We start from the raw sequence: 19,242 nt of genomic DNA, 5'->3' as shown, positions 1-19,242 counted from the left end.
CAAGGAGGGGTGAAGAGTCTCGACTTCCTTCGACGGTGCTAACCGCATCAGGTTCGAGGGTCTGCAGCTTCTTCTGCACTCTCAGCGCCCCTGACGGCGCTCCCCTGTCGTAGCCACCACTGTACAACAGGGGAGCGGGGCAGCGACCGGGATCCGTGGCGACGCGGAGGCCGGGGGTGGTCATCGAGGATTCACTTCCCGTTCCCATTCCCGTCGATGGGCCTCGAACAACCGGACACTACTGGTCAGTAGGAATGGGCGGGTGAATACGCATCGACTTAAGAGACCGCTCAGTGCCCTGTCCGCCGCCACCCTGCTCGCCGCTCTGGTGGCGGCCCCGGTGCCCGTGCGTGCCGAGCCATCTCTCGGTTCCGGAGGGGCGACCGCGACCCAGGGCGCGAAGGCCGACTCTGCTCAGACTCCGAGCCCTGACCGGACGGATTCGCCCGCCGAGGCGGACGCGGGGAGCGAGGCGATCACCGATACCGTGTTGCAGGTCGGGGCCGACTCCACGGCGCGCAACCTCTCGTGGATGAGCGAGAGTGCCGGTGGGGGAGAGGTCCGGTGGGCACCGGCTAGTGAGGTCGACGGCGGAAAGCTCCCCGCCGATGCTGACAAGGCTGAGACCACGGACTCGGGCCTTGCCACCGACCTCAAGCGTCACTTCAACCATGCGAGCATGACTAACCTGGAACCCGACACCGAATACGCCTACCAGGTCGGCAGCGACAAGGACGGGTTCACCGAGGTGCAGCAGTTCACCACAGGATCGTCCGGAGGCGTTGACGAATTCCTCGTCTTCGGCGACCCTCAGGTCGGCGCCGGAGGCGGAGATCCCGACGACGCGGCCGGTTGGGACCGGACCCTGTCCTCGGCAGCGGCCACCGCCGACGACCCGAGCTTCTTCTACTCGCTGGGAGACCAGGTCAACTCCGCCGGCAACCAAGAGCAGTACGCTCAGTACCTGGCACCGGAAGCGACCCGGACGATCCCGCAGGCGACGACGATCGGCAACCACGATGTGTCATCGAAAGCCTACGAGCAGCATTTCAACCGACCCAATGTCAGCCAGGACCACGGCGGTGGCGGCGTCATCACCTCCGGCGGCGACTACTGGTTCATCGAGGACGGAGTCCTGTTCCTCAACATCAACTCGAACAGTTCGGATATGGACGCCCACGCCGAGTTCATCGAGGAAGTCGTCGCCGAGCATGGTGACCAGGCACGGTGGACTGTGCTCGGGTTCCACCACTCGATCTATTCGACGGCCACGCACTGGGATGACCTCGATGTGAAGCGGCTGCGGAAAGCGATCCCTCCGGTCGCGGCCCGCAATGACATCGACCTCGTCGTCTCCGGCCACGACCACATCTATAACCGCACCTTCCTCATGGACGGCGAAGGCAAGCCTGTTGAGGGCTCCGAAGCGGGAGCCGAGGAAGAGAAAGAAGACGGGCAGACGCTCTACCTCACGCTGACCTCGTCATCAGGGTCGAAGTTCTATGACTACGTTCCCGGCCTCGACTGGGAAGGCAAGAGCGTCCACAACGACGTGCCCGCCTTCACGCGGGTCCGGGTCAGCGACGAGGCGCTGCGGGCGACGACCTATGAGGTGCCAGCAGGCGGGGCATCGGCCGATGGTGAGCGCGCGGAGGCGCAGGCCGCAGCCGAGCAGATCGACGATGTCGAACTCAGGCGCGCCGAGGCGGAAGAACCAGCCCCGGATGACGACGCGGAGGCCGATGCCGGTGCAGACGCCGGTTCCGGCGCCAGCGCGGGTGCCGACTCCGCGGCAGGTGCTGATGATGCAGGTGCGAATGATGACGCCGACAGTGCAGGAACGAGCGACGACGCGGACGCAGGTGCCGAGGATGCCGGAACCAGCGACGACGCTGGTACGGGTGGCACCGCCTCCGACAGCGCCGCCTCCGACGGTGCTGCCTCGGGTGGTGTCGGGTCTGACGGTACCGACGACGAGAACGGAACAGACTCGGGGACAGCAGATGCCGGCACTGCCGACTCCGGCTCCGAGGCAGATGCAGCCGAGGCAGATGCGACCGAGGCGAACGCCGCAGGAACGGGCGATGATTCGGATTCATCCGGGACCGCCTCGGCGAGTGGGGATGGAGACCTGCCCCGCACCGGCGGTGGGCTCGCACTGCCCTTGGCCGTCGGCGCGGGAGCGCTGGCACTCGGTGCGACACTTCTCGTGGTGAGCCGTCGCCGCCGAGGTGCCGGGCTCAGCTGATCGGCACAGCCGTGCTGATCAACCCGGCGCTGTCGATCAGCTCGGAACCACCATGACCGGACCCTCGGCGTGGTTGAGGACTCCGCGCGAGACGGATCCCAGCAGTGCGCTGCGGATCCGTCCGCGCCCACGGGTGCCCATCACCGTCAGCTGTGCGCGGGAGCTGATCTCGACAAGAGTCTCAGTCGGATCGCCGACCGGCACCGAGGTGGTCACCGTCAGATCCGGGAACTGCTCCGACAGCGTCGCGGCTTCCTTCTCGAGTGATTCGGTCAGCTGCCTCTGTCGACGCGCGGTGACCTCGGAGCTGAGTTCGAGGTCGGGGTACCAGTAGAGCCATTCCTCACCGGCCGGCAGCACCACGACGAGTTCGAGTTCCGTGCCGCGTAAGGCGGCCTCGGCGGCTGCCGTGAACATGGCGACCCGACCGGTGTCGGAACCGTCGACCGCGACGACGACTGGGCCGTTGCCGGCCGTTGCCGAGGCCGACCGTTCGGAAACGACGATCGTCGGGCAGTGAGCGTGGGCAGGCAGCGCCGTGGACACGGATCCGAGGACTCGACCCATGAAACCGCCGCGGCCGCGGGCGCCGACGATGGCGACCTCGGCATCGGCGCTGAGCGTGACGAGCGCACCGGCGGAATTGCCGGGTGCCGTGCGGAAGGACTTCTCACCGGAGTAATCGCGCAGAAGTTCGACCGCCTCGGCGAGGGTCTTCTCTGCTTCCTTCTTCGCCTTGTCATCCTCGGGTTCACTGGGGATGGAGGCCATATTCGGATAGATCATCGTCGGCAGCTCATACGCGGTGACGACGGTGAGAACGGTTCTGCGGCGTTCGGCCTCGACTGCGCCGTAGCGGACGGCTTGGGCGGCGAGTTCCGAGCCGTCGAAGCCGACGAGGACGCCGAGTTCGAGGTTGAGGCCGGATTCGGACGAACTGGTTTGAGCAGACATCTCGCACCTCTCGATCGGGGCCTGTCCAACCCAGACGCCGACGACGGCCCCGACTGGCGGTATCGTCCGCGTCGCTTTCAGTCTACCAAGAAGGTTCTACAACTTGTAGAAAAAACGTGGGGCGAGAAGGTCCGTCTCACCTGGGCGTGCATCCGGCTCAGACGCGGAAGCCCAGATGGGCCAGTGCGATGCGCAGGATATGGTCCTGGCCGTAGCAGAGCTCGCCGACGATATCGGGACGCATGGTCTCCTCGGGGGTCAGCCAATCGAGGCTGAGGGCATCGGCCCGCGGGGTGCATTCGCCGCGGACCTCCATGATGAAGCACATGGCGATCGCATGCTGGCGCGGATCGTGGAGGAGGGCCGAACCCTCGGTGGGGAAGTACTCGGCGATGTGGAACGGGCTGATCGCAGGCGGAATGACCGGCAGCGCCATCGGGCCGAGGTCGTTCTCGGCATGACGCACCAATGCGGTTCGGATCGTCTCGTGGAAGCGGATCCGCCCGCCTACGACCTCGCGTCCGAGGGTGCCGTCCTCGAGGCTGCGCAGCAGCAGGCCGATGCGTTCGACATTGCCGGTCTCGCCCACCCGCACCGGGATGGCGTTGACATAGGGGATCGGCATGCGTCTGCGCAGGCGCGCGTATTCCGCGTCGTCGAACCAGTTCTCGTCGAAGTCCAGGGCAGTCCGAGTCATGACCCAATATTCCCACAACCATCCCTTGCGGCAGAAGAGCATGGGAACCCCGTTGGTGAACTGGGACACGCTTCGGGTAAAATATCTTGATGTCGAGATAAATTTCCGACCGGCAGGGACCTGTCGAGTGACGTGGCCTACAGTTGTGTCAGCACTATGTGACCATTTCCGGTCAAGGACTATGAAGGGGTATCCATGATCAATCATGAAGTCCGCACCTACAAGAGCTCAGAGAACCTGGCTCGCGAAGATCAGCTCGCATGGAAGATCGCCGAGGTCGCATCCGACCCGACGCCGGTCGATTCCGAAGTCACCGAAATGGTTATCAACCGCGTCATCGACAACGCTTCCGTCGCTGCCGCATCCGTGCGCCGCTCCGCTCCCACCCACGCTCGCGAGCAGGCTCAGGCTCACCCGTTCAATCCCGGCGCCAACATCTTCGGCCTGCCGGTGAGCGACCGCTTCTCACCGGAATGGGCCGCTTGGGCCAACGGTGTGGCCGTGCGCGAACTCGATTTCCACGACACCTTCCTGGCCGCCGAGTACTCACACCCCGGTGACAACATCCCGGCAGTGCTCGCAGTCGCCCAGCACAAGGGCATCGGCGGCAAGGACCTCATCAACGGCATCGCCACCGGCTACGAGATCCAGGTCGACCTCGTCAAGGGAATGTGCCTGCACGAGCACAAGATCGACCACGTCGCCCACCTGGGCCCCTCGGCCGCAGCCGGCATCGGCGCCCTGCTCCACCTGCCCACCGAGATCACCTTCCAGGCCGTCCAGCAGGCCCTGCATGTGACCACCGCGACCCGTCAGTCGCGTAAGGGCGAGATCTCGTCCTGGAAGGCCCACGCTCCGGCGTTCGCCGGCAAGATGGCCGTCGAATCCGTCGACCGTGCGATGCGCGGCGAGGGAGCCCCGAACCCGATCTACGAAGGTGAGGACGGCTTCATCGCCTGGATCCTCTCCGGTCCCGAGGCCCGCTACACCATCCCGCTGCCGGGCAAGGGCGAATCGAAGCGTGCGATCCTCGACACCTACACCAAGGAGCACTCGGCCGAGTACCAGGCTCAGGCGCTCATCGACCTCGCCCGCAAGCTCGGCGGGCAGATCGAGGACCTTTCGAAGATCAAGCGCATCGTCATCCACACCTCGCACCACACCCACAACGTCATCGGCACCGGTGCGAACGATCCGCAGAAGATGGATCCGAAGGCCAGCCGTGAGACCCTCGATCACTCGATCATGTACATCTTCGCCGTGGCCATGCAGGACCAGGGCTGGCACCACGAGCACTCATACGCTCCCGAACGCGCCGGCCGACCCGACACCGTCGAGCTGTGGCACAAGATCGAGACCACCGAGGATCCCGAGTGGACCCGCCGCTACCACTCGATCGACCCGAACGAGAAGGCCTTCGGCGGACGCGTGGAGATCGAATTCGAGGACGGCTCGACGCTGACCGACGAGATCGCCGTCGCCGACGCCCACCCCTTCGGTGCTCGTCCCTTCGCCCGTGCGAACTACATCGAGAAGTTCAAGACCCTGGCCGAGGGCATCGTCTCCGATTCGGAGCAGACCCGGTTCCTCGATCTCGCCGAGAACCTCGAGAGCCTCGACGCCAAGGGCGTTGCGGAACTGAGCTTCACGGTCGACGGACTCGAGCACAGCGGATCGAAGGGCATCTTCTGATGCTCGGCGCACAGGCAACCCCCGCCGAGCGCCGCGCCAAGTTCCGCGAGCTGCTCGCAGGCGACGAGATCGTTCAGTTCCCCGGCGCCATCAACCCGATCAACGCTCAGATCATCGAGCAGACCGGCTTCGAAGGCGTCTACATCTCCGGTGGCGCGTTCTCCGCGGCCATGGGTCTGCCCGATATCGGGCTGACCACTCTCACCGAGGTGGCCGACCACGGACGCAATATCGCCCGAGTGACGAACCTGCCGACCTTCATCGACGCCGACACCGGATGGGGCGAAGCCATGAACGTGGCCCGCACCGTCCAGGAGTTCGAGGACGCCGGAATCTCGGGCATGCACCTGGAGGACCAGGTCAACCCGAAGCGCTGCGGCCACCTCGACGGCAAGGAGGTCGTGACCGCGGCCGAGATGTCCAAGCGCATCAAGGCCGCCGTCAAGGGGCGCCGAGACGAGAACTTCGTCATCTGCGCCCGCACCGACTCCCGCGCCGGGGAAGGCCTCGACGCCGCCATCGACCGGGCGAAGGCCTACGCCGATGCGGGAGCGGACATGATCTTCCCAGAGGCGATGCGAGATCTCGGAGAGTTCGAGAGATTCGCCTCCAGCGTCGATGTGCCGATCCTGGCGAACATGACGGAATTCGGAAAGAGCGAACTGTTCACCACCGAACAGTTGGCGAATGTCGGAGTCAAACTTGTGATCTACCCGGTCACGACTCTGCGCATCGCCATGGGTGCGATCAAATCGGGCCTGCAGACCATTCGGGACAAGGGCACTCAGGTGGACCTGCTCGAGGGCATGCAGACCCGCGCGGACCTGTATGACACGATCGACTACGCGGCGTACAACGAGTTCGATGCCGCAGTCTTCAACTTCTCACAGGAGGGTCACCAGTGACCGAAGAAATCAAGAAGGGCCTCGCCGGTGTCGTGGTCGACACCACCGCAGTGTCCAAAGTGGTCCAGGAGACCAACTCGCTGACTTACCGCGGCTACCCCGTGCAGGAGCTCGCCGCCAAGCGCAGCTTCGAGGACGTCGCCTACCTCATCTGGAACGGCGAACTGCCCACCGAGGAGCAGCTGGCGGAATTCCAGGAACGCGAACGCTCCCAGCGTGAGATCGATGGCAAGCTCGTCGACCTCATCCTCGGCCTGCCCAAGGACTGCCACCCGATGCACGTCGTGCAGACGGCTGTGGCCTACCTGGGCGCCGTCGACCCCGAGGCCGACACCGAGGGTGCCGAGGCGAACCTCGCGAAGGCCGAGCGTCTCTACGCCCAGCTGCCGACGATCGTGGCCATCGACCACCGTCGCCGTCACGGCCTCGACCCCGTCGCCCCGACGAAGGACCTCGGCTACGCCGCAAACTTCTTCAAGATGGTCTTCGACGAAGTTCCCGCCGAGGAGGTCGTGCGCTGCTTCGACGTGTCGATGATCCTCTACGCCGAGCACTCGTTCAACGCCTCGACCTTCACCGGTCGCGTCATCACCTCGACCACATCGGACCTGTACTCGGCAGTCGCCGGTGCCGTCGGCGCACTCAAGGGCCCTTTGCACGGCGGAGCGAACGAAGCCGTCATGGCGATGCTCGAAGAGGTCGGCACCGCCGATAAGGCTTCGGCCTGGATCGACGAGGCACTGGCCAAGAAGGCGAAGATCATGGGCTTCGGCCACCGCGTGTACAAGAACGGCGACTCGCGCGTTCCCACCATGCGCAAGGCTTTCGAAGACATGGTCGCCGTCAAGGGTGCGAACGATCTGCTCGATCTGTACAACACCTTCGAAGAGGACTTCGTCGGGCGCAAGGGCATCTACCCGAACCTCGACTACCCCTCGGGCCCGGCCTACCACCTCATGGGCTTCGACACCGAGCAGTTCACCCCGATCTTCGTGATGGCACGCATCACCGGCTGGACCGCTCATATCTTCGAGCAGCAGGCGAACAACGCCCTCATCCGTCCCCTGAGCGCCTACGACGGTGAGGACCAGCGCGAGGTTCCCGACAACCGGGGCTGACCTCTCGAAAGGCAGAACACACATATGAGACCAGACGGCTCCTACCGTCCGGTCGATCTCGAGGGTTTCGACTTCACCGTCTCCGGTGGGGTCGGAACCCTCGTCATTGATCGGACCGAAAAACGCAATGCGATCTCCCGGCCCATGTGGCGGGCGCTGCCGCAGATCATCGCGAACGTCGATGCCGACGATTCGATCGGCGCGCTGGTGATCACCGGGGCCGGCGGGCACTTCTCCGCCGGTTCGGACATCGCCGACCTCAACGTCGCACTCGCGGATTTCTGGGAACTCAATTCCACCGCCGAGGCGGCTCTGGCGAACTCGCGGACCCCGACGATCGCTGCGATCACAGGCAACTGCGTGGGCGGAGGGACGGAGATCGCCGCGGCCTGCGACATCCGCATCGCCGCCCCCGGATCGATCTTCGGCGTCACCGCAGCCAAACTCGGACTCGTGTACCCGGCCGGACCCACGAAGCGGCTGGCTGAGATCCTCGGCGACGCCTGGGCGCGGTACCTGCTCATCACGGCCTCGATCGTGAAGTTCGAGAAGATGGCCGAACTCGGGTTCTTCCACGAAGTTTCCGACACCCCGTTCGAGACGGCACAGGCCCTGGGGGAGCGGATCGTGGGACTGTCCCGGCTCAGCCAGGTCGGTGCCAAGGCGATCCTCGACGGTGAACTGACGGAGGACACGGAGCCGCCTCGGTGGCTCGATGATGCCTACCGGGACGAGATCATCCGCGGTCAGGAAGCCTTCTTCGCCAAGGAGCCGCCGGAATTCGGCTTCGCCAAATCCGCATGGCAGAACGGTCCCCAGGTTCGTTCTCACGGAGTCCCGCGGAGAGGATAAACTGAGCGAATGCGCCTAGCAGTCCTCGATATCGGCTCCAACAGCGTCCACCTCCTGGTCGTCGACGCCCACGTCGGAGCACCGCCCCTGCCTGCCACCTCGCACAAGGAGGTGCTCAGACTCGCCGAATTCCTCAGCGACGACGGAACGATCGACTCCGAAGGGCAGGAACGGCTGCGCTCCTTCATCGCCGATGCCGTCGAGATCGCCGAAGACCAAGGCGCGGAGCAGATCCTCGCCTTCGCCACCTCGGCGGTCAGGGAAGCTCCGAACGGGATCGGACTCATCGAATCGATCAACGCTCAGCTCGGGGTCACCCTCAACGTGATGTCGGGTCGGGACGAGGCCCGCGTGACCTTCCTTGCCGCCCGCCGCTGGTTCGGGTGGTCGGCCGGGAAGATCCTGCTGCTCGACATCGGCGGCGGCTCGCTCGAGATCGCGGCGGGTCAGGACGAATACCCGCAGGCGGCCGTGTCGGTTCCGCTCGGCGCCGGACGCACCTATTCCGAGTTCCTCCCGGACCCGATGCCCACTGAAGAGGACATCCACCGCCTGCGCAAACATGCCCGGGCGCAGATCGGACGCATCGCCGGCGACATCAACAGGGTCGGAGTGCCCGACCAGGTCGTCGGGTCGTCGAAGACCTTCCGCTCGCTGGCCCGCATCGCCGGCGCAGCCCCGAGCGGAGACGGAATCTATGCTCCGCGGAAGCTCTTCCGCCGCGACCTCGAAGGCATCATCGACACCCTCGCCTCCCGCACCCCCGAGGAACGTGCCACCCTGCCCGGCGTCTCCGAAGCCCGAGCCGGACAGGTGCTGGCCGGAGCGATCGTCGCCGAGGCGGCCTTCACGATCTTCGACATCGGCGTCATGAACATCTCCCCATGGGCGCTGCGTGAAGGCATCATCATGCGCAAACTCGACCTCCTCGACTCGGCCGAACAGTCATCGGCGATGCGCGTCGAGCCCGTCGCCGCCCTCGACTGAGCCTTCGGCGGGTCGCACGCCGACGTTTCCGGACACGGTTGAGCCGCCTTCGCATCTGTCGGATTGCTACCGGAATTCAGGTTCGCCTGCTAGTTTTTGATTAGTCGCCGAGGCGGCACCCGCACTGATCTGCCCGTGCCGACATCGGTGAAAGCCCGAATCTTCTGACGGAAAGCACGAATCTGCTGATGCGAAATGGTGAGCTGTCCCCGAACTTCCGCGACCAGGCGCTGGAGACTCTGAAGAAGACGAGCGCGGCCGACCCGCTCGACGTCTTCGTCGTCGGCGGGGGAGTGACCGGAGCAGGATCGGCCTTCGACGCAGCCACCCGCGGACTCAAGGTCGGCGTCGTCGATGCCAAGGACTGGGCCTCGGGTACCTCGTCCCGGTCCTCGAAGCTCATGCACGGCGGACTGCGGTACCTCGAGATGCTCGACTTCAAGCTCGTCGCGGAGGCGCTCAAGGAACGCGACCTGCTGCTCCAGCACACCGCGCCGCACCTCGTCGAACCCGTCGCCTTCGTATTCCCCTTCGAGCACCGCCTCATCGACCGGGCCTTCATCGGCTCCGGCGTGCTCCTCTACGACACGATGGCCACCCGGCCGGGCCGCAAACGGGCTGTGCCGATGCACCGCCACCTGGGGAAGAAGGCACTGAGCGCCCACTTCCCGGGCTTGGCCGACGACGCCGCCGTCGGAGCCCTCGAATACTATGACGCGAAGGTCGACGACGCCCGCTTCGTCATGAACCTGGTCCGCTCGGCCGTGAGCTACGGAGCCGCTGCCGCCAACCACGTCTCCGTCATCGGCTACCTCCACGACGGCGATCAGGTCACCGGCGTCCACGCCCGGGACGAGATCACCGGTGAGGAGTTCGACATCCACGCTCGCCGCACCATCCTCGCCGGGGGAGTCTGGACCGAAGAGCAGCAGGATCTGGCGAAGGCCGATGCCGGGCTCAAGGTGCTCGCCTCGAAGGGCGTGCACATCACCGTGGCCGAAGACAAGATCAAGGCCGACCCGAACACCGGAATCATCTCGAAGACGGAGAAGTCCGTCCTCTTCGTCATCCCGTGGGAAGGCTACTGGGTCATCGGCACCACCGACACCCCGTGGAACGAAGACGTCGACGCACCGGTGGCGACCTCGCAGGACATCGACTACCTGCTCGAACATGCCAACGCCATCCTCGCCGACAAACTCACCCGCGAGGATGTCATCGGCGTCTACTCGGGACTGCGTCCGCTGCTCCAGCCGGTCGTCAAGGAAGGACAGGCCTCGACGAAGGTCTCCCGCGAACACACCGTGATGGAGGTCGAGCCGGCCCTCGCCGCGATCGCCGGCGGCAAGTTCACCACCTACCGAGTGATGGCCGAAGACGCCGTCGATTTCGTCCTCGGCGACGATGCGAAGGACCGCAGGTCACTCACCGAATCCGTGCCGCTGCTCGGTGCCCAGGGCGTCGGTGCACTGAGGCGCGGCCAATCCGGAATCGCGGAGAAGTACGGATGGGACGAGGACCGCGTCAAACGACTCATCCGCCGCTATGGCACCCTCATCGAGGATCTGCTCGACCTCGTCGATGAGGATCCCGAACTCGGTCAGCCGCTGGAAGGCGCCGAACGCTACCTGCGCGTCGAAGCCCACTACGCGGCCGCCGCGGAGGGGGCCGTCCACCTCGGCGACATCCTGGAGCGGCGGATGCGGCTGAACTACGAGACTCGCGACCGGGGGAAGAACGCCGCCGAGGCGGTCGCGGCCATCGTCGCACCCGTCCTCGGGTGGGACGACGACCGGCAGACGGCCGAGGTCGAGGCGTTCAACGCCCACGTCGACGCCCAGGTCGCGGCCGAATCCACCGACGATGACGCCTCGGCGGCGGCCCTGGTCGGTGCGACCCTCCACTGAACCGTTCACAGAGAAGTGCGGGACCACAACCGAATACCGACAATCGAATATCGACCGACCCCGGAGCACCCTCCGGGTCGACCATCGACCGGGACACCCTCCGGAAAGACAAACAATAGGAGTTTGTGAGATATGGGCACCATCTTCCTCTTCGAGATCGCCGGTACGGCGATGCTCATGCTGCTCGGCGTCGGCGTCGTCGCCAATGTCGTCCTCGGCAAGACCAAAGGCAACGGCGGAGGCTGGCTGCTGATCTCCTTCGGCTGGGGCCTCGCGGTCTTCGCCGGTGTCTTCGTCGCTTATAAGACCGGCGCACACCTCAACCCCGCCGTGACCTTCGGCATCCTCGCCAGCGGAGCCGACGAATATGCACCCGGCATCGCCGTGACTTTCGGCAACACCATCGCCTATCTCGCGGCCGAGATGATCGGAGCGATGCTCGGCGCGGTCCTCGCGTGGGCCGTGTACAAGAAGCACTACGACGAGGAGAAGGACGCTGGCAACATCCTCGGCACCTTCTCCACCGGTCCGGAGCTCCGCTCCTACGGCTGGAACTTCGTCACCGAGGTGATCGCGACATTCGTCCTCGTGTTCGTCATCCTCCTCTTCGGCAAGACCCCACACGAGCTTGGACCCTTGGCCGTCGGCCTCCTCGTCGTCGTCATCGGCGCTTCGCTGGGCGGACCCACCGGCTACGCCATCAACCCGGCGCGTGACCTCGGTCCGCGCATCGTCCACGCACTGCTGCCGATCCCGAACAAAGGCGGCTCCGACTGGGCGTACTCGTGGGTGCCGATCGCCGGACCGCTGGTCGGCGGCGTCGTCGCCGGTCTGGCCTCCCAGGCATTCGTCTGAGTACGATCACAGACAACTGAGCACGCTCACAGACAAACCACTTCGACACAGGAGTCAGAATGAGTCAGGAAAAGTTCATCCTCGCCATCGACCAGGGCACCACCTCGTCGCGGGCGATCGTCTTCAACCATGACGGGCAGATCGTGTCGTCCGGCCAGCTGGAACACGAGCAGATCTTCCCTCGCGCCGGCTGGGTCGAGCACGACCCGGTTGAGATCATCAAGAACACCAACGAGGCGATCGGCCAGGCCCTGGCTCGGGCGAATATCAACCGCCACCAGCTCGAGGGCGTGGGCATCACGAACCAGCGTGAGACCACCGTCATCTGGAACAAGAACACCGGCGAACCCGTCTACAACGCCATCGTGTGGCAGGACGCACGCACCCAGAAGGTCTGCGACGAACTCGCCGGGGACGAAGGACCGGACAAGTACAAGGACCGGGTGGGTCTGCCCCTGGCGACCTACTTCGCCGGCCCGAAGGCCAAATGGATCTTCGACAACGTCGACGGGGTCAAGGAAGCCGCCGCGGCCGGGGACCTGCTCTTCGGCACCATGGACACCTGGGTGATCTGGAACCTCACCGGCGGGGTCAACGGCGGAATCCACGTCACCGACGTCACCAACGCCTCGCGGACGATGCTGATGAACATCGACACCCTCGACTGGAACCCTGACATCGCGGCAGATATGGGCATTCCCGTCGAGATGCTGCCCGAGATCAAGTCCTGCTCGGAGATCTACGGCTACGGGGCGAAGAACGGACTCATCATCGACACCCCGATCTGCGGCATCCTCGGCGATCAGCAGGCTGCGACGTTCGGTCAGGCCTGTTTCGAGAAGGGTCAGGCGAAGAACACCTACGGCACCGGCAACTTCATGCTCATCAACACCGGCAATGAGCCGGTGGCCAGCAAGAACGGTCTGCTCACCACGGTCGCGTACAAGATCGGCGAGGACGATGCCGTCTACGCGCTCGAGGGATCTGTGGCGGTGACCGGTTCGCTCGTGCAGTGGCTGCGCGACAACTTCGGCATCATCAAGGACGCCCCCGAGGTCGAGACCCTGGCCAAACAGGTCGAGGACAACGGCGGCTGCTATATCGTGCCGGCGTTCTCCGGACTCTTCGCCCCGCACTGGGAGTCTGATGCTCGCGGCGTGATGGTGGGTCTGACCCGGTATGTGAACAAGAACCACATCGCCCGTGCCGCCCTGGAATCCGTGGCTTTCCAGTCGCGCGAGGTCCTCGACTCGATGAACCTCGACTCCGGTGTCGAACTCACCGAGCTCAAGGTCGATGGAGGCATGGTCGCCAACGAGACGCTCATGCAGTTCCAGGCCGACCTCCTCGGCGTGCCTGTCATCCGTCCCGAGGTCATCGAGACCACGGCGCTGGGTGCGGCCTATGCGGCAGGCATCGCCGTGAAGTTCTGGAACGGTGAGGACGACGTGAAGGGCAACTGGCGCGAGGACAAGCGCTGGAATCCGTCGATGGATGATGAGACGGTCGACCGCCTCTACCGCCTCTGGAACAAGGCGGTGGAGAAGTCGAAGAAATGGGTCGACGACGACACCGAAGCCCTCTACGCCTGAATTACTACCTGACGGCGGCCCAGCAACCTCGCGCGAGGTTGCTGGGCCGCCGTCAGGTAGTTCTGGGGAGGGGGAGCCGCGTTAGACTGGAAGAGATGAGCAAGAAGTCGAAGTCCCAGCGGAAGGTGTTGACCACCAAGAATTCTGCGCGCTCGAATTCGAAGCGCCATAAGGAGTACTTCGACAAACACGACGTCTATGAGAAAGACGCCCATCACGTCTCCGACAACCGGATCAGGCTCGGCCTCTCCAGCTCCTCCGTCTCACCCATGACCGTCGAAGAGACCTTCACCCAGGCAGCCAAACACGGCTACGACGGCGTCGAGATCATGGTCACCCATAACACCGAGACCCGCGACGTCGACCTCATCAACGGACTCGCCGGCGACACCGGACTCGACGTCATCTCCCTGCACGCCCCGACCCTGCTGTTCCTGCCCCGAGTGCTGCACAAAGACCATTGGGAGAAGCTGCGGATCACCGCGAACCTCGCCAAGGCAGTGGGCGCCGACACGGTCGTCCTCCACCCGCCGTTCCGCTGGCAGGGCGAATACGCCCTCGGCTTCGTCGACGGCGTCCGCCAGGTCGCCCAGGAGACCGGTGTGAGACTGGCCGTGGAAAACATGTACCCCTGGCGGGCCGGCCTGCGCGAGATCCAGGTCTACTACCCCGACTGGAACCCCCTGGACGAGGACTACGACGACCTCACCTTCGACTTCTCCCACGCCTCCACCGCCGGCATGAACGCATTGGAGACGGTGGGCGAGATCTTCGACCAGCTCCGTCACGTCCACCTCACCGATGGGGCCGGCTCGCTCAAGGACGAACATCTCGTTCCAGGCGAAGGCACCATGCCTGTCGCCGAGACCCTGCAGTACCTCGCCAAACACAATTGGCAGGGCGACGTCGTCGTGGAGGTCAACACCCGATTCGTCCGCAGACAGTCCGCGCGCGAGAAGATGCTCGCCGACTCCATCGCCTTCGCCCGTGAGCACCTCGGCCTCGACACGGATACTCGACGACGCAACGCCCACAGCCACACCCGCACCTCCGAGCACAAGCCCTCGCGGTCCGGAAGGGCCGGCGCCGAGAGCTGACCCTGCGAGCGACCGCGACGTCGCACATCACCCTGCCCGTCTTCGCCTCGCTTCGCTCGGTCACGCATCGGCACGCTTCAGCGCATGGACACCCACCGACCACCGCACATCAGATATCGAAAGGCTGACGCACTTTGACCACCATCGCCTCCATCGGAACCGGCAACATGGGCACGGCCCTCATCCAGGGAATCCTCACCGCCGACGCGAGCATCACCGTCCGCGCGACGACGAACTCGACCGACTCGGCGCAGCGGCTCCGCAGTGATCTGCCCACCGCCACGATCACCTCGCTGGAGGATGACGCCGAAGCGAATCGGAACGCCTTGTCCGGTGCCGATTTCGTCTTCCTCGGTGTGAAGCCGTGGATGATGGCCGAGACCCTGCGCGAGCTCGCCGATGACCTCGACCCGAAATCCGTACTCGTGTCCATGGCAGCCGGCGTCGCCGCGGCCGACCTTGCGAAGCTCGCCCCCGAGAATCCGATCGTGCGGATCATGCCGAACACGCCGAGCGCCATCGGCCACGGCGTCATCGCACTGGCCCCCACCGCCGAGGTGACCGCCGCCAGTGTGGACACACTGAAGTCCCTGCTGTCGGGCGCCGGCCTCGTCGTCGATCTCGACGAATCCCAGATCCCGGCCATGACCGGCATCTCCGGGTCCGGAGTGGCGTACTTCTTCCTCCTCGCCGAAGCCATGATCGCCGCGGGCGTCAAGCAGGGTCTCAGCGAGGACGTCGCCCGCCAGATGGTCGTGGCCACCGCCGACGGTGCCGGCCGACTCCTGACCGAGAAACCCGATCCCGCCGCTCAACGTCAGGCCGTGAGCAGCAAGGGCGGAACGACCTTGGCCGGTCTCCAGCAGTTTCTCGACTCCGGGATCTTCGATATCGCCGAGGCGGCCGCGCAGGCGGCAGCGGACCGTTCCCTGGAGATGGAACAGGAGAACTCCGAGGTCATCAACGGCTGAGCCGGATCTCCCCGTTCAGGGGAGGACGTGGGACGAGCGGGCGATCGACACGGCCTCATGCCGGGTCCGTGCCGAGAGCTTGACCATCGCCGTATTGAGATAGGACTTCACCGTCGACTCGCGCAGCGACAGCGCCTCGGCGATGCGGGCATTCGGCCATCCCAAGGCAACATGCGAGAGGATGTCGGTCTCCCTCGGCGACAGCCTGACTGCGGGTACCGGCGTCTGGAAGTTCTCCGGATTGTGTCCGGAGAGAATATCGGCCAGGCGCGCCTCGATGCCGGTGAGCTTCTCCCTGGTCTCCTCATCGACGATCCCGGAGCGGATCGCCCTCAGCTCGGCATAGGTGTGCCGGAGAGCTTCGCGTCCTGAGGGATCCAGATCCGGGTAGAGCGGTTCCTCCTTGACAGGGCCGCGCGGTTCCTGCCGGTATCCGAGTCGAGCGAGATCGACCGAAAGCTGTCGTACCCGTCTGACGAGGTCTCCCGTCTGCGGGGCGGCGGCGTTGTAGTCCGCTCGGTGGCCGCAGTAGACCATACCGGTGACCTCACCGCCGTGCAGAGTGGGGACGGCGACGAGGACGCGGATGCCCTCGCCGAGCACCTCCTCGTCGTAATGGTGGGTGATGAGCGGGTCGATCTCATAGTCGCGGGTCAGCTGCGGAGTGCCTTCGGTCATGGCCCGACCGCCGAGGCCGCGCCCGGTGCTGACGATGAGGTTCGAGAGCAGGTCCTTGTCGGCTCCGGCGACGGCTTCGACCGCGACCGAATCCTCTTCGACCATACCTCCGAAGACGACGTCACCGGTGCCGCTCTGGTGCAGGGAATCGACGGCTTCGACGAATAGGCGACGGGTCTCGACCTTGAGTGCCCGCGTTTCCTTGGCGTGCGCATTCATGTGAACAAGCTACCAACTTTCGGTGGTATTCCCTAGCGCATGCTGAACGTTACCTTTGGGTCATGTGATTCAGGACACTGATGTTCTGTCCATTCAAAGGAGAAAGAATGACTGACCCTGTCAACACCGGTGTTGACTTCCTCGCAGAGGAGGAGAAGCCGGAGTTCAAGGCCCTCAAACGCAAGCGCTTCTCGGTGGTGATCCCGCTGTCGATCGCGTTCCTCGTCTGGTACTTCCTCTACGTCATCCTCAGCACGTACGCCCACGACTTCATGTCGACGAAGGTCGTGGGGGAGATCAACATCGGACTCGTATTCGGGCTGCTGCAGTTCGTGACGACCTTCGCGATCACGATGTTCTACGTCTCGTTCGCCAACAAGAAGCTCGACCCTCCCGCGGAGGCGATCCGTGAACGACTGCAGGCCGAATCGGAAGGACACCGCTCATGAGCACTCTGGCAATCGGAGACTTCGTCGCTTCGGGAGTCGACCTCCTCAGCGCAGCGACCACCGAGGTGGAGAACAACCCGGTCCTCAACATCACGATCTTCGCCGCATTCGTCGCGGTCACGATGTTCATCGTTCTGCGGGCCAGCCGCAACAACAGATCCGCCTCGGACTACTATGCGGGTGGCCGGTCGTTCACCGGACCGCAGAACGGCTTCGCCATCGCCGGTGACTACCTCTCTGCCGCATCCTTCCTCGGCATCTGCGGTGCGATCGCCGTCAACGGCTACGACGGATTCCTCTACTCGATCGGCTTCCTCGTCGCCTGGCTCGTCGCTCTGCTCATCGTCGCAGAACTCATGCGCAACACCGGCAAATTCACCATGGCCGACGTGCTGTCCTTCCGCCTCAAACAGCGCCCCGTACGCATGGCAGCAGCCCTGTCGACCCTGGCGGTCTGCTTCTTCTACCTGCTCGCGCAGATGGCCGGCGCCGGCGGGCTCGTGTCTCTGCTCATGGGAATCGACGGCAAGGTCGGCCAGTCACTGGTCATCGCCGTCGTCGGCGCGCTGATGATCATCTACGTTCTCGTCGGCGGAATGAAGGGCACCACCTGGGTGCAGATCGTCAAGGCGATTCTGCTCATCGCCGGTGCTTTCGCCATGACCATCTGGGTGCTCGCACTCAACGGCTTCAACCTCTCGACCCTGCTGGCCTCGGCCGTGGACAACGCAGCCGAAGGAGTCGGGGAAGGCGTCCTCAACCCGGGTCTGCAGTACGGCGAGAATCCGCTCGACTTCATCTCCCTGGCACTGGCGCTCGTGCTGGGCACGGCGGGTCTGCCCCACGTGCTCATGCGCTTCTACACCGTACCCACGGCTAAGGAAGCTCGCCGATCCGTGGTGTGGGCGATCTGGCTCATCGGTGCGTTCTACCTCTTCACCCTCGTGCTCGGCTATGGTGCGGCCGCACTCGTCGGCGCCGACGCGATCAAGAACGCTCCTGGCGGCGTGAACTCCGCGGCTCCGCTCCTGGCGCTTCAGCTCGGCGGGCCGCTGCTCATGGGCTTCATCTCCGCGGTCGCGTTCGCCACGATCCTCGCGGTGGTGGCGGGCCTGGCGATCACCGCGGCGGCCTCGTTCGCTCACGATATCTACGCAAACGTCATCAAGAAGGGCAAGGTCGAAGACTCCGAGGCGGAGGTCAAGATCGCCCGTCGCACCGTCGTCGTCATCGGTGCGGTCGCGATCATCGGCGGCATCGGAGTGCAGGGGCAGAACATCGCATTCCTTGTGGCGCTGGCCTTCGCCGTCGCCGCCAGCGCGAACCTGCCCACAATCGTGTACTCGCTGTTCTGGAAGCGCTTCACCACTCGCGGTGCGGTGTGGTCGATCTACGGCGGACTGATCTCGGCGATGGTGCTCATCGCCTTCTCGCCGGTCGTCTCCGGCTCCGAGACCGCGATGATCCCCGGTGCCGACTTCGCGATCTTCCCGCTGTCGAACCCCGGCATCATCTCGATCCCGCTCGGCTTCATCCTCGGGTGGATCGCCTCGGTGACGGATCGAACGGTGGAGAGTCCCGAGCTGGCCGCCGAAATGGACGTCCGTGCCCATACCGGATTCGGCGCCGAGGAGGCTGTCGAGCACTGACGCAATCCGCCATCCGCGTGTTCGAAGTGCAGACGACCCGATTCCGATCAGCGCGCATGCACTTCGAACACGCGGTTGTGGATACCGCAGCGTTATGGCCGCGTCGTGACCATCTCGGCGCACGCACCCTTGCGCTGAGAACTCGGCTGCAATCGAGTACCACGCGGGGGCGGAGGCGCCGCTGACTCAAACGCCGTGGACTGTTGACAGCATGCGGACTCGGACGTCTTATGGGTGTGGATGCCGAGGGCGATTCCACAGGCGGTTGAGGAGGCCTTGTCGGAGTCTCATTCGCAGCGACAGTCTTGCCGCATGTACAACGTGGTCCGCACCAGTGAACTCAGGGCGCGTGGGGTGCAGAGCAGATGCATC

General features: G+C 64.8%; 16 protein-coding genes and 1 riboswitch. Of the genes, 13 read left to right on the top strand and 3 right to left on the bottom strand.

The features are described from left to right. Positions 1-7 precede the first annotated feature (7 nt). A riboswitch (TPP riboswitch) is annotated at positions 8-116 on the bottom strand. A 146-nt stretch (positions 117-262) separates the two neighbouring features. Beyond that, complete coding sequence (locus HIM68_RS15565) at positions 263-2,248, top strand: FN3 domain-containing metallophosphoesterase family protein (protein WP_172173756.1); 1,986 nt, start codon at positions 263-265, stop codon at positions 2,246-2,248. Positions 2,249-2,284: 36 nt separating this feature from the next. Here the strand turns inward: HIM68_RS15565 and HIM68_RS15560 are convergent, their stop codons facing one another. Beyond that, a complete protein-coding gene (locus HIM68_RS15560) occupies positions 2,285-3,202 on the bottom strand; it encodes a universal stress protein (protein WP_172173753.1) in 918 nt (305 codons plus the stop codon). A 157-nt stretch (positions 3,203-3,359) separates the two neighbouring features. Continuing rightward, entirely contained in the window at positions 3,360-3,899 is a 540-nt protein-coding gene (locus tag HIM68_RS15555) for a DUF4916 domain-containing protein (protein ID WP_139468629.1), read from the bottom strand. Positions 3,900-4,094: 195 nt separating this feature from the next. Here HIM68_RS15555 and HIM68_RS15550 point away from each other — a divergent pair, with 195 nt between their 5' ends. The 10 genes from HIM68_RS15550 to proC all read left to right on the top strand — a co-directional run bounded on the left by HIM68_RS15550 (position 4,095) and on the right by proC (position 15,875). Beyond that, positions 4,095-5,591: an MmgE/PrpD family protein gene (locus HIM68_RS15550; protein ID WP_172173750.1), complete on the top strand. Its 1,497-nt coding sequence runs from the start codon at positions 4,095-4,097 to the stop codon at positions 5,589-5,591. Further along, positions 5,591-6,496 (top strand): methylisocitrate lyase, encoded by a 906-nt coding sequence (gene prpB / locus HIM68_RS15545; protein ID WP_139468627.1) that lies wholly within the window; start codon positions 5,591-5,593, stop codon positions 6,494-6,496. Before HIM68_RS15550 ends, prpB begins: the two co-directional genes overlap by 1 nt. Continuing rightward, a complete protein-coding gene (locus HIM68_RS15540) occupies positions 6,493-7,614 on the top strand; it encodes a bifunctional 2-methylcitrate synthase/citrate synthase (protein ID WP_172173747.1) in 1,122 nt (373 codons plus the stop codon). The genes prpB and HIM68_RS15540 overlap by 4 nt, the downstream gene beginning before the upstream one ends. 24 nt (positions 7,615-7,638) lie before the next feature. Further along, a complete protein-coding gene (locus HIM68_RS15535) occupies positions 7,639-8,466 on the top strand; it encodes an enoyl-CoA hydratase/isomerase family protein (RefSeq protein WP_172173744.1) in 828 nt (275 codons plus the stop codon). A 9-nt stretch (positions 8,467-8,475) separates the two neighbouring features. Then, positions 8,476-9,453 (top strand): Ppx/GppA phosphatase family protein, encoded by a 978-nt coding sequence (locus HIM68_RS15530; RefSeq protein WP_139468624.1) that lies wholly within the window; start codon positions 8,476-8,478, stop codon positions 9,451-9,453. 188 nt (positions 9,454-9,641) lie between these two features. Beyond that, positions 9,642-11,360 (top strand): glycerol-3-phosphate dehydrogenase/oxidase, encoded by a 1,719-nt coding sequence (locus HIM68_RS15525; protein WP_139907251.1) that lies wholly within the window; start codon positions 9,642-9,644, stop codon positions 11,358-11,360. Positions 11,361-11,492: 132 nt separating this feature from the next. Beyond that, entirely contained in the window at positions 11,493-12,215 is a 723-nt protein-coding gene (locus HIM68_RS15520) for an MIP/aquaporin family protein (RefSeq protein WP_139907252.1), read from the top strand. A 59-nt stretch (positions 12,216-12,274) separates the two neighbouring features. After that, the gene (gene glpK, locus HIM68_RS15515) at positions 12,275-13,807 is read left to right on the top strand and encodes a glycerol kinase GlpK (RefSeq protein WP_139468621.1); all 1,533 of its coding nucleotides are present in this window, start codon (positions 12,275-12,277) and stop codon (positions 13,805-13,807) included. A gap of 95 nt (positions 13,808-13,902) precedes the next feature. Beyond that, positions 13,903-14,904 carry a sugar phosphate isomerase/epimerase gene (locus tag HIM68_RS15510; protein ID WP_172173741.1) on the top strand — a complete coding sequence of 334 codons (1,002 nt, stop codon included), beginning with the start codon at positions 13,903-13,905 and terminating at the stop codon, positions 14,902-14,904. Positions 14,905-15,038: 134 nt separating this feature from the next. Beyond that, positions 15,039-15,875, top strand: a complete 837-nt coding sequence (gene proC / locus HIM68_RS15505; protein WP_172173738.1) for a pyrroline-5-carboxylate reductase — start codon at positions 15,039-15,041, stop codon at positions 15,873-15,875. A 15-nt stretch (positions 15,876-15,890) separates the two neighbouring features. On the opposite strand, the gene HIM68_RS15500 is transcribed toward proC, so the two are convergent. Beyond that, positions 15,891-16,772 (bottom strand): LuxR C-terminal-related transcriptional regulator, encoded by an 882-nt coding sequence (locus tag HIM68_RS15500; protein WP_172173735.1) that lies wholly within the window; start codon positions 16,770-16,772, stop codon positions 15,891-15,893. 107 nt (positions 16,773-16,879) lie between these two features. Between HIM68_RS15500 and HIM68_RS15495 the strand changes: the two genes are divergently transcribed. Next, positions 16,880-17,221: a DUF485 domain-containing protein gene (locus HIM68_RS15495; RefSeq protein ID WP_139468617.1), complete on the top strand. Its 342-nt coding sequence runs from the start codon at positions 16,880-16,882 to the stop codon at positions 17,219-17,221. Then, a complete protein-coding gene (locus HIM68_RS15490; protein WP_172173732.1) occupies positions 17,218-18,870 on the top strand; it encodes a cation acetate symporter in 1,653 nt (550 codons plus the stop codon). Before HIM68_RS15495 ends, HIM68_RS15490 begins: the two co-directional genes overlap by 4 nt. Positions 18,871-19,242 lie beyond the last annotated feature (372 nt).

This window comes from Brevibacterium sp. CT2-23B (assembly GCF_013168765.1).
GTDB lineage: Bacteria > Actinomycetota > Actinomycetes > Actinomycetales > Brevibacteriaceae > Brevibacterium > Brevibacterium sediminis.
Note: the sequence above shows the minus strand (reverse complement) of the source record. Positions and strands in the feature narration are given on the sequence as shown.

Coding starts and splice junctions, on each gene's coding strand:
- HIM68_RS15560 (WP_172173753.1), bottom strand. CDS start 3,202: ATGTCTGCTCAAACCAGTTCGTCCGAATCCGGCCTCAACCTCGAACTC.
- HIM68_RS15555 (WP_139468629.1), bottom strand. CDS start 3,899: ATGACTCGGACTGCCCTGGACTTCGACGAGAACTGGTTCGACGACGCG.
- HIM68_RS15550 (WP_172173750.1), top strand. CDS start 4,095: ATGATCAATCATGAAGTCCGCACCTACAAGAGCTCAGAGAACCTGGCT.
- prpB (WP_139468627.1), top strand. CDS start 5,591: ATGCTCGGCGCACAGGCAACCCCCGCCGAGCGCCGCGCCAAGTTCCGC.
- HIM68_RS15535 (WP_172173744.1), top strand. CDS start 7,639: ATGAGACCAGACGGCTCCTACCGTCCGGTCGATCTCGAGGGTTTCGAC.
- HIM68_RS15530 (WP_139468624.1), top strand. CDS start 8,476: ATGCGCCTAGCAGTCCTCGATATCGGCTCCAACAGCGTCCACCTCCTG.
- HIM68_RS15525 (WP_139907251.1), top strand. CDS start 9,642: ATGCGAAATGGTGAGCTGTCCCCGAACTTCCGCGACCAGGCGCTGGAG.
- HIM68_RS15520 (WP_139907252.1), top strand. CDS start 11,493: ATGGGCACCATCTTCCTCTTCGAGATCGCCGGTACGGCGATGCTCATG.
- glpK (WP_139468621.1), top strand. CDS start 12,275: ATGAGTCAGGAAAAGTTCATCCTCGCCATCGACCAGGGCACCACCTCG.
- HIM68_RS15510 (WP_172173741.1), top strand. CDS start 13,903: ATGAGCAAGAAGTCGAAGTCCCAGCGGAAGGTGTTGACCACCAAGAAT.
- HIM68_RS15500 (WP_172173735.1), bottom strand. CDS start 16,772: ATGAATGCGCACGCCAAGGAAACGCGGGCACTCAAGGTCGAGACCCGT.
- HIM68_RS15495 (WP_139468617.1), top strand. CDS start 16,880: ATGACTGACCCTGTCAACACCGGTGTTGACTTCCTCGCAGAGGAGGAG.
- HIM68_RS15490 (WP_172173732.1), top strand. CDS start 17,218: ATGAGCACTCTGGCAATCGGAGACTTCGTCGCTTCGGGAGTCGACCTC.